This is a genomic window from Leifsonia sp. 22587 (genome assembly GCF_052044215.1).
Taxonomy (GTDB): Bacteria; Actinomycetota; Actinomycetes; order Actinomycetales; family Microbacteriaceae; genus Leifsonia; species Leifsonia shinshuensis_C.
The window spans coordinates 111014-123280 of the sequence record NZ_JBQENB010000004.1 but is presented as its reverse complement, the minus strand read 5'-3'; the positions used below and the strand labels follow the sequence as shown (position 1 = coordinate 123280).

The window sequence follows — 12267 nt, the reverse complement described above, 5'->3', positions numbered from 1 at the left end:
TAGCCTCGATGCATGCACGACTTCGCCGCGACGGTGGTGGCCTGGTACCACGCCAACCGGCGCGACCTGCCGTGGCGGCGCAACGGTTTCACCCCGTGGGGAACCCTGGTCAGCGAGTTCATGCTGCAGCAGACGCCGGTGAGCCGCGTCATCCCGCGGCTCGAGGAATGGCTGACCCGCTGGCCGACTCCCGCCGACCTCGCCGCCGTCCCGCCGGGCGAGGCCGTACGGGCGTGGAAGTCGCTGGGCTACCCGCGCCGCGCCCTGTGGCTGCACTCCGCGGCGGTCGCCATCACCGAGCGCCACGGCGGTGTCGTTCCGGAGGACGTGGATGCGCTGCTCGCGCTGCCCGGGATCGGCGACTACACCGCACGCGCCGTCGCCGTCTTCGCGTACGGCAACCGGCATCCGGTCGTCGACACGAACATCCGGCGCGTCATCGCCCGAGCCGTCGACGGCCAGGCGGAGCCCGGCCCGCCGAGCCGGCGCGACCTCACCGCGATGGAGGCGCTGCTCCCGGAGGACCGGCCGGCCTCGGCGGCCTTCAATGCGGGGATGATGGAGCTCGGCGCGATCGTGTGCGTCGCGCGGACCCCGCGCTGCGACGAGTGCCCGCTCGCCGCGCAGTGCGCGTGGCGCGGCGCCGGCTACCCGTCCTACGACGGCCCGCGGAAGGCGACGCAGAAGCGCTACGAGGGAAGCGACCGCCAGGTGCGCGGCCGCATCCTCGCCGAGCTGCGGGCGGCGCACGTGCCGGTCACCGATGCGGAGCTCGAGGGCGTCTGGCCGGATGCGGCCCAGCGCGACCGCGCCCTCGCAGGCCTGCTCGCCGACGGCCTCGCGGTGGCGGCGCAGGGCGGCTACACGCTGCCCTGAGCGGGGAACACCAGCGGATCCCAGTCCAGGATGCGGTGGCTGTGCACCAGCCCCTCCGTCATGAACGGGTCGCCCGCGAGGAACCGCTCCGCCGCCTCACGTGAGCGGAAGATCGCCATGGACCCTTGCGTGGCAGGATCGCCGAAGGTGCCGATCATGAGCACGTCGCCGCTCGTCGCGAACTCCTGCAGGTACGCGTGGTGGCGGGGGTAGGTGTCGACCAGCCGCTGGAAGTGCTCGGGACCCGCATCCGGGTCGGCGTCGTAGAACGTGACGGCGTACATGCCGTCAGCATAGGACTGCGCGGGGCGTCACGACCGGCGGATTCACACCACCGGCCGCGACGTCGCGTCACTCCTCGTCGTCGTCGTCCTCGTCGGCGTCGTCGTCATCCTCGTCGAGCGACCGCGGCTTCACGTACGGGTCCTCGTCGCCCGCGTACGCCGCACCCGCGGCGAGGCCGGCCACCTCGGTGTCGCGCTGACGCGCCTCCCGCAGCAGGTCCTCGATGTGGGCCGCGTTCTCCGGGATGGCGTCGAGCTGGAACTCGAGCGTCGGCGTGAGCCGGGCCGTGATGTTCTTGCCCACCTCGCTGCGTAGCATCCCGGTCGCAGCCTTGAGGGCGGCTGCGCTGTCCTCGCGCTCCTGCTCGGTGCCGTAGACCGTGTAGAACACGGTCGCGTGCTGCAGGTCGCCCGTCACCTGGACGTCGGTGATGGTCACGAAGCCGAGCCGCGGGTCTCGCAGCCCGCGGTCGAGCCGCTTGGCGATGATCTCCTTGATTCTGTCCGCGAGCTTCCTCGCGCGTGCCGGATCGGCCATGAAACGGTCCTCCCTCTGAAATAACCCGATGAAGCCGGAAGGCCCGGCGGGATGAACCGCCGGGCCTTCACTGCGTTCGACTAGACGCGCGGCTTCTCGCGAAGCTCGGTCGTCTCGATCTCGTCGCCGATCTGGATGTCGTTGTACTTGCCGAGACCGATACCGGCCTCGAAGTCCGTACGGACCTCCGTGACGTCGTCCTTGAACCGGCGCAGCGACTCGATGGCGAGGTTGTCCCCCACCACGACGCCGTCGCGGATGACCCGCGCCTTGGCGTTTCGCGTGATCGTCCCGGAGCGGACGATGACACCGGCGATGTTGCCGAACTTCGAGGAGCGGAACACCTCGCGGATCTCGGCGACACCGGACTGGACCTCTTCGAACTCGGGCTTGAGCATGCCCTTGAGCGAGTTCTCGATGTCCTCGATGGCGTTGTAGATGACCGAGTAGAAGCGCACATCCACACCCTCGCGGGCCGCACGCTCGCGCGCCTTCACGTCCGGGCGGACGTTGAAGCCGATCACGATCGCGTTGTCGATCGTGGCCAGGTCGATGTCCGACTCGGTGATGGCACCCACACCGCGGTGCAGGATGCGCAAGGACACCGACTCGTCGACCTCGATCTTCATGAGCGACTCCTCCAGCGCCTCCACGGCACCGGACACGTCGCCCTTGATGATGAGGTTGAGCGCCTCGACCTTGCCCTCTTCCAGAGCGCGGGTGAAGTCCTCGAGCGAGATGCGCTTGCGGGCCTTGGCCAGCTGGGCGTTGCGCTCGGCGGCTTCGCGCTTCTCGGCGATCTGCCGGGCCGTGCGGTCCTCCTCGGTGACGAGGAAGACGTCGCCGGCGCGCGGGACGCTGGAGAGACCCTGCACCTGGACCGGACGCGACGGGGCTGCCTCGAAGACGGCCTCGCCGTTCTCGTCGGCCATGGCGCGGACGCGGCCGTAGGCGGTGCCCGCCACGATCGCGTCGCCCACCCGGAGCGTTCCGGACTGGATGAGCACGGTCGCCACGGCGCCGCGGCCCTTGTCGAGCTTCGCCTCGATGGCGACACCGCGGGCGTCCTTGTTCGGGTTGGCGCGGAGGTCCAGGCCGGCGTCGGCGGTCAGCAGGACCGCGTCGAGCAGGTCCTGGATGCCGATGTCGTTCCGGGCCGACACGTCGACGAACATGACGTCGCCGCCGTACTCCTCAGCCACCAGGCCGAACTCGGTGAGCTGCTGGCGCACCTTGGCCGGGTTGGCGTCCGGCTTGTCGATCTTGTTGACCGCGACCACGATCGGCACGTTCGCCGCCTGGGCGTGGTTCAGCGCCTCGATGGTCTGCGGCATGATGCCGTCGTCCGCCGCGACCACGAGGATCGCGATGTCCGTGACCTGCGCACCACGGGCACGCATGGCGGTGAACGCCTCGTGACCCGGGGTGTCGATGAAGGTGATGGCACGCTCGATGCCCTCGTGCTCCGTCCACACCTGGTACGCACCGATGTGCTGGGTGATGCCGCCGGCCTCGCCCGCGACGACGTTCGCGTTGCGGATGGCGTCGAGGAGGCGCGTCTTTCCGTGGTCGACGTGGCCCATGACCGTGACGACCGGGGGCCGGATCTCGAGGTCCTCGTCGGACTCGCCCTCCAGCTCCGCGTCGAGGTCGATGTCGAAGCCCTCCAGGAGCTCCTTGTCCTCGTCCTCCGGCGACACGACCTGGATCTTGTAGCCCAGCTCTTCACCGAGCACCTCGAAGGTGGCCTCGTCGAGCGACTCGGTCGCGGTCGCCATCTCGCCCAGGTGGAAGAGGACGGTGACCAGCGACGCGGGGTTCGCGTCGATCTTGTCGGCGAAGTCGGAGATCGAGGCGCCACGGCGCAGCCGGATGACGGTGCTGCCGTCGCCGCGGGGAACGGTCACGCCGCCCAGCGACGGGGCCTCCCGCATCTCGAATTCCTGACGCTTCGCGCGCTTCGACTTGCGTGCCTTGCTCTTGCCGCCACCGCGGCCGAACGCACCTGCGGTGCCGCCGCCCGGGCCACGACCACGGCCGCCGCCACCACCGGGGCGCGGTCCGCCGAAGCCGCCACCGGGGCGCTGGAAGCCGCCGCCGGCGCCTGCTCCCGCACCGCCGCCGGTGCCGGGGCGCTGCTGGAAGCCGGGACGACCGCCGCCGCCGCCCTGACGCGGGCCGGGACGGTTTCCGCCGCCCTGGCCGGGAGCGCCGATGCGCGGCGAGCCGGGACGCGGCGGGGTGGGACGCGGGATGTTGCCGGGCGAGGGCCGCTGGCCCATGCCCTGCGACGACGAGAAGGGGTTGTTGCCGGGGCGCGGAGTGCGCTGGCCCATCCCCTGGTTCGACGAGTACGGGTTGTTGCCCGGGCGCGGAGCGCTCGGGCGCGGGATGCTCCCGCCGCCGGGGCGGGGCGCGGCCGGCTTGACCGCGTCGGGCGTCTCCGGCTTGGTCTCGGCTCCCGCCTTGCTCGCGGCGGCCTTCTCAGCCGCCTTCTCGGCGGCGGCCTTCTCGGCCGCGGCCTGACGCTCGGCGACCGACATCGGCGCCTGCGGCTTCGGGCCTGCTGCGGCGTCTTCCGCCACAGGGGCCTGCGGCGGGCGCGGCGCGGCGGGGCGCGGAGCCTGCGACGGCGCCTTGGGAGCCGTCGCGGTCGCCTTCTCACCGGCCGGCTTGGCCGAGCCGGAGTGTCCCTCGGCCTCGAGGGCGGCACGCAGCTTGCGGGCTACCGGAGGCTCGATGCTGGAGGACGGTCCCTTGACGAACTCGCCCATCTCCTTGAGTTTCGCGAGCGCGACTTTGCTGTCGACGCCGAGCTCGCTCGCGACCTCGTGTACGCGTGGTTTTGCAGCCACAATTCTCCTGTCTGGGCCTACCCCGGACAGGGCAGGCGTTAGTAGCGGACGGATCTCATTTCGAGCCGCTCATCGGTTGTCACTCATGTGAAGTCAACTTCTTCAGCCTGTTCTTATGAATTGCGACCGGATGGTCGCGGTGCCGAGTTCCCCGTTCACCCGAAGAGCACGCCCGAAGGCACGCCGTTTCAGGGCGAGGTCGAGACACTCGTCGACCGGATGCAGCCACGCACCCCGCCCGGGAAGAGTGGCGGAAGGATCCACCACGAGTTCCGAATTCTGGGCGACGATCCTCAGAAGTGAGGACCGGGGAGCGCGAGAACGGCATCCGACGCACGTTCTGACGGGTTCCATCTTACTCCTCCCGGCGCGCTGCGCCGAACGGACGGTCCACCGGCCCATCCAGGCTAGTGGTGCGCGAACGCGTGTCCGTCACCTGGAGGACTTGCCGCCGGGCACGGAGCGGCGGACACTGCGCGCGGGAGGGAACATGAACACACCTCGCGATGAAGCGAACCCCGTCATCCGGCGCACTCTGCGCCTCCTGCTCGCCAGTGCCCTGGCCGCGACGGCCATCGCCGCCGCCCAAGCCGCGCAACCCGTGGTCGCACCGGCATCGGCCGCGTCGGTCGCCTGGAGCCAGTTCGGAAACGGCCCCTCGCACACCGGTGTCAACGCCGCGGAGACCCAGATCATTCCGTCGACGGTCGGGGCGCTGACCCCGCTGTTCACGGCGACCCTCCCGGGCGTCTCCGACGGTCCGCCGGTCGAGCAGCCCGGCGTCGCGACCGCCGGCGGCACCCGCGACCTGCTGTTCACCACGACGAAGGACGGCTGGATCACCGCGACCGACGCCACCACCGGCGCGGAGGTGTGGAAGCACCAGAACGGTCCGGGCTCGTGCAAGATCAACAACGGCAGCACCACCTGCTACACCACGTCCTCGCCGGCCGTCGATCCGTCCGGCGCCTACGTGTACAGCTACGGTCTCGACGGCAAGGTGCACAAGTACGCGACCGGCAGCGGAGCCGAGACGACGAGCGGAGGCTGGCCCGAAGTCGCCACGGTCAAGCCCTACGACGAGAAGAGCTCCCCCGCTCTCACCATCGTCACCACCGGCGGGCACACGTACCTGTACGTCGCGAACGGCGGCTATCCCGGCGACCGCGGCGACTACCAGGGGCATGTGACCACCATCGACCTGGGGACCGGTGCGCAGCGGGTGTTCAACACGCTCTGCAGCAACCTGACCGGGCACATCGCCGCGGGCGGCTGCGCGAACGTGCAGTCGGCGGTGTGGGCGCGCCCGAGCGTGGTGTGGGATGCGGGCACCCAGCGCATCCTGTTCTCCACGGGCAACTCGGTCTTCGACGGCACGCGCAACTTCGGCGACACGGTCCTCGCCATCAACCCGGACGGCTCCGGCGCGAACGGCGGCCCCGTCGACAGCTACACGCCGTCGAACTACGCGAGCCTCAACGCCGCCGATCTCGATCTGGGAAGCACGGCCCCGCAGGTGGTCGCCCCTCCCGCGGGCTCGAACCTGACCCATCTCGCCGTGCAGAGCGGCAAGGATGCGAAGATCCGCCTGCTCAACACCGCGAACCTGAGCGGGCAGGGTCACCCGGGGGCGACGGGAGGCGAACTCCAGTCCATCGACGTCCCGCAGGGCGGCCAGGTGCTCACCCAGCCCGCGAACTGGGTGGACGGCGCGGGCACCTCCTGGGTGTTCATCGCCAACAACAGCGGCATCTCCGCGCTCAAGCTCCAGTCGACCAACGGCACTCCCTCCCTCGTGCCGGTCTGGCAGCAGGCGACGGCGGGTACGACCCCGATCGTCGCGGGCGGCGTGCTGTTCTACCTCTCGAGGAACGGCGTCCGCGCGCTGAACCCCGCGACCGGGGCCCAGCTCTGGACGGACAGCGCGGGCGCGAGCGGTCTGCACTGGCAGAGCCCGATCGTCGTCAACGGCCGGCTCTACTTCACCGACGGCGGCGGCAAGCTCCGCGCCTACGCCCTCCCCGCGAGCGCTCAGAAGGTCGGGCGCCTGGCGGGAGTCGACCGCTTCGGCACGAGCGCCGCCGTCTCCGCGGCGACCTATCCGGCCAACGCGCCCGTCGCCTACATCGCGTCCGGGCTGCAGTTCCCGGATGCGCTGTCCGGCTCCCCGGCCGCCGCGCGGGCCGGCGGTCCGATGCTCCTCGTACAGCCGGGCGCCGTGCCACCGGCCGTCCAGACGGAGCTGCAGCGACTGCATCCCGCGAAGATCGTGGTGCTGGGCGGGCCGAACTCGATCGCCGACTCCGTCCTGGCGCAGCTGAAGTCGTACACGACCGGAGCGGTGACGCGCGTGAGCGGCGGCGACCGGTACGACACCAGCGCGGCCGTCTCCCGCGCGACGGCGACGACCGGTCCGGCCGTCGCGTACGTGGTGTCGGGAGAGTCGTTCCCGGACGCGCTGGCCGCCGGGCCCCTCGCCGCCCGGACGGCCGGAGCGCCCCTGCTGCTGACCGCGGGATCGTGGATCCCCGCGCCGACGGTCACGGAGCTGCAACGGCTCGCGCCGAAGTCGATCGTCGTGGTCGGCGGGCCGGCCGCCGTGTCGGACGCGGTGCTGAACGGGCTGAAGGCGTACACGACCGGGTCGGTCACCCGCGTGAGCGGATCCGACCGGTTCGCCACCGCGGCCGCAGCAGCCGGCGCGTTCCCGGCGGGGACCGCCTCGGCGTTCGTCGCATCCGGCGTCGACTTCCCCGATGCGCTGTCCGCCTCGGCTGCGGCGGGCACGAGCGGCGCCCCGCTCCTGCTGACCCTCGGCGGAGCCGTGCCCGACGGCGTGGCCGCGCAGCTGTCGCGTCTCGGTCCGACGCACATCGCGCTCGTGGGCGGCGACAGCGTGGTCAGCGACGGCGTGCAGGCGGCGCTGGGCGCCTACGTGAAGTGAGCCCGGCGGGCCCGGTCGCCCGGAGGGGCGACCGGGTCAGTCGCGGTCGAGGATCGAGTCCGGCTGGATGTCGATCTTCGCGCCGGTGAGCTTGGCCGCGAGACGGGCGTTCTGCCCCTCCTTGCCGATCGCCAGCGACAGCTGGTAGTCGGGGACGAGGGCGCGGACGGCCTTCAGCGACTCGTCGATGACGAACGCGCTGGTGACCTTCGCGGGCGAGAGGGCGCTCGAGACGAACGTGGCCAGGTCGGGCGAGTAGTCGACGATGTCGATCTTCTCGTTGTTGAGCTCCGCGGTCACCGCGCGCACGCGCTGACCGAGTTCGCCGATGCAGGCGCCCTTGGCGTTCACGCCGGGCTCGGTCGCGCGCACCGCGATCTTGGTGCGGTGCCCCGCCTCGCGGGCGAGGGAGACGATCTCCACGACACCGCTGGCGATCTCGGGCACCTCGAGCGCGAACAGCTTGCGGACGAGCGCCGGATGCGTGCGCGAGACGGTGATCGACGGACCTTTCGGCCCCTTCGTGACGCTCGTGACGTAGACGCGGATGCGCGAGCCGTGCGCGTAGTCCTCGCCGGGCACCTGCTCCTCGGGAGGCAGGATGGCCTCCACCGAGCCGAGGTCGACGTGGATCATCCGCGGGTTCGGACCCTGCTGGATGACGCCGGCGACGATGTCGCCCTCGCGGCCGCGGAACTCGCCGAGCACCGCGTCGTCCGCGATGTCGCGCAGGCGCTGGTTGATGACCTGCTTGGCCGCGAAGGCGGCGATGCGCCCGAAGTCGCTGGGGCTGTCCTCGGCCTCGCCGATGACATTGCCCTCCTCGTCGCGCTCCGGCACGTAGACGGTGACGTGGCCGGTCTTGCGGTCGAGGTGGACGCGGGCCGCGGGCGGCTGGTCGCTGTGGCCGTGACGGTGGTCGGCCTGGTTGGTGTGCTTCAGATACGCGGTCAGGATCGCCTGCTCGATGATCTGCACCAGCTCGTCGAAGGGGATCTCCTTCTCGCGCTCCATGAGACGCAAGACGCTGAGGTCGATGTCCATGCCGGCCTCCTCTATTCAGATCTCGCCGCCGCGTGACAGCGCGACGGACTCAGTCCTCTACGGTACCCGAGATTCCGGAAGGCGGGAACGCCGGGTACCGTTCACCCCATGACCACCCCCAGCCGGGCCGCCTCCCGCGTCGAGCGCCAGCCCGCCGTGCGCGTCCTGGCGCGTGTGGGGCTGGCCGCCATCGGCGTCCTCCACATCCTCATCGGCATCATCGCCCTCGCCGTCGCGGCCGGAGCGGGAGGGAACGCCGACCAGACCGGCGCGCTCCAGGCTCTCGTGGCGGTGCCCGGCGGCCTGTTCGTGCTGTGGGCGGTCATCGTCGGGCTGATCTTCCTGTCGCTCTGGCAGATCCTCCAGGCGATCACCGCCCGGCGGCCCGGCCAGAAGGTGACGGAGGTGGCGAAGTGCGTCGTCTACGCGGCCCTCGCCGGCATCGCGATCTCGATCGCCGCGGGAGGGCGGAGCAACGCCTCCTCGTCGGAGCAGAGCATGAGCGCGAAGCTGCTGGCGATGCCGGGCGGCGTGTTCCTACTCGCCGCGATCGGTCTCGCGGTGGTGGCGGTCGGCGTCGTGTTCATCGTGAACGGGGTCACGCACCGCTTCGAGCGCGACCTGCGCCTCCCGCCCAACCGCTGGGCGACGATCACCACGACGCTGGGCCGCGTCGGCTACGTCGCCAAGGGCATCGCCCTGATCATCGTGGGCGGCCTGGTCGTGTTCGGCGCGCTGACCTCCGATCCCGAGAAGGCCGGCGGCCTCGACGGCAGCCTGAAGGCGCTCGTCGAGGTGCCCTTCGGCGTCATCCTGCTCATCCTGATCGCCCTGGGCCTGATCGCCTACGGGGCGTTCTGGTGCGTCCGGGCGTTCGCCTCGCGCCTCCGCGACCCCTGACCTACTCCCCCGCGGCTCCGCCGAGGTCGATCGCCACACTGCTGATCCGCCGGACGAGGCGGAGTCCCCCGGGCACCCGGGTGAAGCCGAACTGCTCGTAGAACCTCGCGACGTCGGCGTCCAGAGCGTCCACGACGACCACGCGAGCGGCGACGACCTGCGTGGCGGCGACGACCCGGGTCAGAGCGTCCGCGAGGAGCACGCCGCCGAGACCCTGACCGTGCAGGGTGGAGTCCAGGGCCAGCTTGCCGATCATCACGGCGGGGATCTCGACGGGACCGCCCCGGCCGATCGGATGCGGCACCTCGTCGCGGGCGACCTTGTGAGCGGACAGCGAGTAGTAGGCGACGACCCGTCCTCCACGGTTCCACACCCAGGTGACCGCGGTGTTCCGGCGCGAGGCATCGTGCGCGTGCTCGCGCAGCCACACGTCCATCCCCGGTGCCCCGCACGCGAACGCGGCGGTGTCATGACGTTCGGGGTCGAACCGCTCGGAGGGCAGACCCTCACTCACCGGTCATACCGCGCAGGCGGTCCGCGGCGGCCGCGAGCGCAGCGTTGGGTTCCCCGGGTGCGTCGAGCGCCGCGTACAGGTCGTCGAAGAACTGCGCCGGGACGCGCGTGGTCGCCTCGTGATCACGCAGGATCCGCTCGGCCCGCTCCTCCGCCGCATGCCGCGCGAAGGTGGACGTGGGTTCCCCGGTGAGTTCCGCCGCCTGCTCGATCCGCGCCCGGTCGGCGGGGCTCACCCGGAACTCCAGACGTGCACTGGCTCTCATCCCATCCCCTCTCGCGTGCTGGTCTGTACGGACAAGTGTACGGCAACCCGATCGTCGGGGATGGCTACTCCCCCGCGGCTCCGGCGAACTGCGCGTTGTACAGCGTGTAGTAGGCGCCGCCGCGGGCGAGGAGCTCGGCGTGCGTCCCCTGCTCGACGATGCGGCCCGCCTCCATCACCAGGATGAGGTCGGCGTCGCGGATGGTGGACAGGCGGTGCGCGATCACGAACGAGGTGCGGTCCGCGCGGAGCGCGCTCATCGCCTTCTGCACCAGCAGCTCGGTGCGCGTGTCCACCGACGACGTCGCCTCGTCCAGGATGAGCGCACTGGGCCGGGCCAGGAACGCACGCGCGATGGTCAGCAGCTGCTTCTCACCGGCCGAGATGTTGGCGCCCTCGTCGTCGAGCACGGTGTCGTAGCCGTCCGGGAGCGAGTGCACGAAGCGGTCGACGTAGGTCGCGCGGGCCGCATCCATCACCTCCTCCTCGGTGGCGTCGGGACGGCCGTACAGGATGTTGTCGCGGATGGTGCCCTTGAACAGCCAGGTGTCCTGCAGCACCATGCCCATCCGGCTGCGCAGGTCGTGCCGGCTCATCGAGGCGATGTCCACGCCGTCGAGGGTGATGCGGCCGCCGTCGAGCTCGTAGAAGCGCATCATCAGATTGACGAGGGTCGTCTTCCCGGCGCCCGTCGGCCCGACGATCGCGACGGTCTGGCCGGGCTGCGCGACGAGCGACAGGTGCTCGATCAGCGGCGTGTCCTCGGTGTACCGGAACGACACGTCCTCGAACGCGAGCCGTCCCTTCGTGCCCTCGGGGCTCTCCGGCTCGCGCGGGTCCGCGGACTGCTCGTCCGCATCCAGCAGCTCGAAGACGCGCTCCGCGCTGGCCACGCCCGACTGCAGCAGGTTCGCCATCGACCCGAGCTGTGTGAGCGGCTGCGTGAACTGACGCGAGTACTGGATGAACGCGGTCACGTCGCCGAGCTGCAGCGCGCCGCTCGCCACCTGCAGGCCGCCGACGACCGCGATCGCGACGTACATCAGGTTCCCGACGAACATCATCGCGGGCATGATGATCCCCGAGATGAACTGGGCGCCGAAGCTGGCCCGGTACATCTCCTGGTTCTTGGCGCGGAAGCGGGCCTCCACCTCGCGGTGGCGGCCGAACACCTTCACCAGCGAGTGGCCGGTGAACGCCTCCTCGATCTGGCCGTTCAGCTCGCCCGTGTGCCGCCACTGGGCGACGAACAGCTTCTGCGAGCGCTTCGCGATGACCGTGGTGATGACCAGGGTCAGCGGGATGGTGATCAGCGCGATCACCGCGAGCAGCGGCGAGATCACGAACATCAGCACGATGACGCCGACCACGGTGAGCAGGGATGTGAGCAACTGGCTCATGGTCTGCTGCAGCGACTGCGAGATATTGTCGATGTCGTTCGTGACCCGGCTCAGCAGCTCGCCGCGCTGCATCCCGTCGAAGTACTTCAGCGGCAACCGGTGCAGCTTCTCCTCCACGTCGGCGCGGAGCCGGTAGACGGTCCGCTGCGTCACGCCGTTCAGCACGTACGCCTGCAGGTAGCTGAACACCGACGACGCCACGTAGAGCGCGAGCACCCAGAGCAGCGTCTGGCCGACGGCGGTGAAGTCGATTCCCGCACCCGGCGTGAACGTCGTGCCCGAGACGAGATCGGCCAGCTGGCTCTGGCCCTGGGCGCGCAGACCCGCGATCACCTGCGCCTGCGTCAGCCCCGACGGGAACTGGAGCGACAGTGCGCCCGCGAAGACCAGGTTGACGGCGTTGCCGAGCAGCTTCGGGCCGAGCACGGCGAAGGTCACCGAGATCACCGCGAGCACTGTCACGGCCGTGATGGCCAGCCGCTCCGGGCGCAGCCGGCCGAGCAGCCGCTTCGCGCTGGGGCCGAAGTTCATCGACTTCTCGACGGGCATCCCCATGCCGGCGAACGGGCCGCCGCCTCCGGGCCCGCGCCGCATCGGAGGGCCGGCGGGACGCTCGGGCGCTGTCGTCTTCTCACTCATCGTGTGTCC

General features: G+C 70.8%; 11 protein-coding genes. 3 read left to right on the top strand and 8 right to left on the bottom strand.

The window, feature by feature from the left end; genetic code table 11:
• Positions 1–12 precede the first annotated feature (12 nt).
• Complete coding sequence (locus ACTJI1_RS16350) at positions 13–876, top strand: A/G-specific adenine glycosylase (RefSeq protein ID WP_440743480.1); 864 nt, start codon at positions 13–15, stop codon at positions 874–876.
• On the opposite strand, the gene ACTJI1_RS16345 is transcribed toward ACTJI1_RS16350, so the two are convergent.
• From ACTJI1_RS16345 to ACTJI1_RS16330, 4 genes are all read right to left on the bottom strand, one after another.
• Complete coding sequence (locus tag ACTJI1_RS16345; RefSeq protein ID WP_440743479.1) at positions 861–1160, bottom strand: YciI family protein; 300 nt, start codon at positions 1158–1160, stop codon at positions 861–863. The genes ACTJI1_RS16350 and ACTJI1_RS16345 overlap by 16 nt on opposite strands.
• Before the next feature lie 67 nt (positions 1161–1227).
• A complete protein-coding gene (gene rbfA / locus ACTJI1_RS16340) occupies positions 1228–1698 on the bottom strand; it encodes a 30S ribosome-binding factor RbfA (RefSeq protein WP_440743478.1) in 471 nt (156 codons plus the stop codon).
• Between the two features lie 80 nt (positions 1699–1778).
• Positions 1779–4553 (bottom strand): translation initiation factor IF-2, encoded by a 2775-nt coding sequence (gene infB / locus ACTJI1_RS16335; protein ID WP_310128325.1) that lies wholly within the window; start codon positions 4551–4553, stop codon positions 1779–1781.
• A gap of 102 nt (positions 4554–4655) precedes the next feature.
• Entirely contained in the window at positions 4656–4907 is a 252-nt protein-coding gene (locus ACTJI1_RS16330; protein WP_310128323.1) for a YlxR family protein, read from the bottom strand.
• A gap of 136 nt (positions 4908–5043) precedes the next feature.
• Between ACTJI1_RS16330 and ACTJI1_RS16325 the strand changes: the two genes are divergently transcribed.
• Positions 5044–7497, top strand: a complete 2454-nt coding sequence (locus ACTJI1_RS16325; RefSeq protein WP_440743477.1) for a cell wall-binding repeat-containing protein — start codon at positions 5044–5046, stop codon at positions 7495–7497.
• Positions 7498–7533: 36 nt separating this feature from the next.
• Here the strand turns inward: ACTJI1_RS16325 and nusA are convergent, their stop codons facing one another.
• A complete protein-coding gene (gene nusA / locus ACTJI1_RS16320) occupies positions 7534–8541 on the bottom strand; it encodes a transcription termination factor NusA (RefSeq protein ID WP_310128319.1) in 1008 nt (335 codons plus the stop codon).
• Between the two features lie 108 nt (positions 8542–8649).
• Between nusA and ACTJI1_RS16315 the strand changes: the two genes are divergently transcribed.
• Positions 8650–9441: a DUF1206 domain-containing protein gene (locus ACTJI1_RS16315; protein ID WP_440743476.1), complete on the top strand. Its 792-nt coding sequence runs from the start codon at positions 8650–8652 to the stop codon at positions 9439–9441.
• Position 9442: 1 nt separating this feature from the next.
• On the opposite strand, the gene ACTJI1_RS16310 is transcribed toward ACTJI1_RS16315, so the two are convergent.
• The 3 genes from ACTJI1_RS16310 to ACTJI1_RS16300 all read right to left on the bottom strand — a co-directional run bounded on the left by ACTJI1_RS16310 (position 9443) and on the right by ACTJI1_RS16300 (position 12258).
• A complete protein-coding gene (locus ACTJI1_RS16310; RefSeq protein WP_440743475.1) occupies positions 9443–9955 on the bottom strand; it encodes a GNAT family N-acetyltransferase in 513 nt (170 codons plus the stop codon).
• Positions 9948–10220, bottom strand: a complete 273-nt coding sequence (locus tag ACTJI1_RS16305; RefSeq protein WP_440743474.1) for a DUF1778 domain-containing protein — start codon at positions 10218–10220, stop codon at positions 9948–9950. The genes ACTJI1_RS16310 and ACTJI1_RS16305 overlap by 8 nt, the downstream gene beginning before the upstream one ends.
• Before the next feature lie 64 nt (positions 10221–10284).
• On the bottom strand, positions 10285–12258 hold the full coding sequence (locus ACTJI1_RS16300; RefSeq protein ID WP_440743473.1) for an ABC transporter ATP-binding protein: 1974 nt from the start codon (positions 12256–12258) through the stop codon (positions 10285–10287).
• Positions 12259–12267 lie beyond the last annotated feature (9 nt).

Excerpts from the sequence above, each read along its gene's own strand:
- ACTJI1_RS16350 (WP_440743480.1), top strand. The coding sequence starts at position 13 with ATGCACGACTTCGCCGCGACGGTGGTGGCCTGGTACCACGCCAACCGG.
- ACTJI1_RS16345 (WP_440743479.1), bottom strand. The coding sequence starts at position 1,160 with ATGTACGCCGTCACGTTCTACGACGCCGACCCGGATGCGGGTCCCGAG.
- rbfA (WP_440743478.1), bottom strand. The coding sequence starts at position 1,698 with ATGGCCGATCCGGCACGCGCGAGGAAGCTCGCGGACAGAATCAAGGAG.
- ACTJI1_RS16330 (WP_310128323.1), bottom strand. The coding sequence starts at position 4,907 with ATGGAACCCGTCAGAACGTGCGTCGGATGCCGTTCTCGCGCTCCCCGG.
- ACTJI1_RS16325 (WP_440743477.1), top strand. The coding sequence starts at position 5,044 with ATGAACACACCTCGCGATGAAGCGAACCCCGTCATCCGGCGCACTCTG.
- nusA (WP_310128319.1), bottom strand. The coding sequence starts at position 8,541 with ATGGACATCGACCTCAGCGTCTTGCGTCTCATGGAGCGCGAGAAGGAG.
- ACTJI1_RS16315 (WP_440743476.1), top strand. The coding sequence starts at position 8,650 with ATGACCACCCCCAGCCGGGCCGCCTCCCGCGTCGAGCGCCAGCCCGCC.
- ACTJI1_RS16305 (WP_440743474.1), bottom strand. The coding sequence starts at position 10,220 with ATGAGAGCCAGTGCACGTCTGGAGTTCCGGGTGAGCCCCGCCGACCGG.
- ACTJI1_RS16300 (WP_440743473.1), bottom strand. The coding sequence starts at position 12,258 with ATGAGTGAGAAGACGACAGCGCCCGAGCGTCCCGCCGGCCCTCCGATG.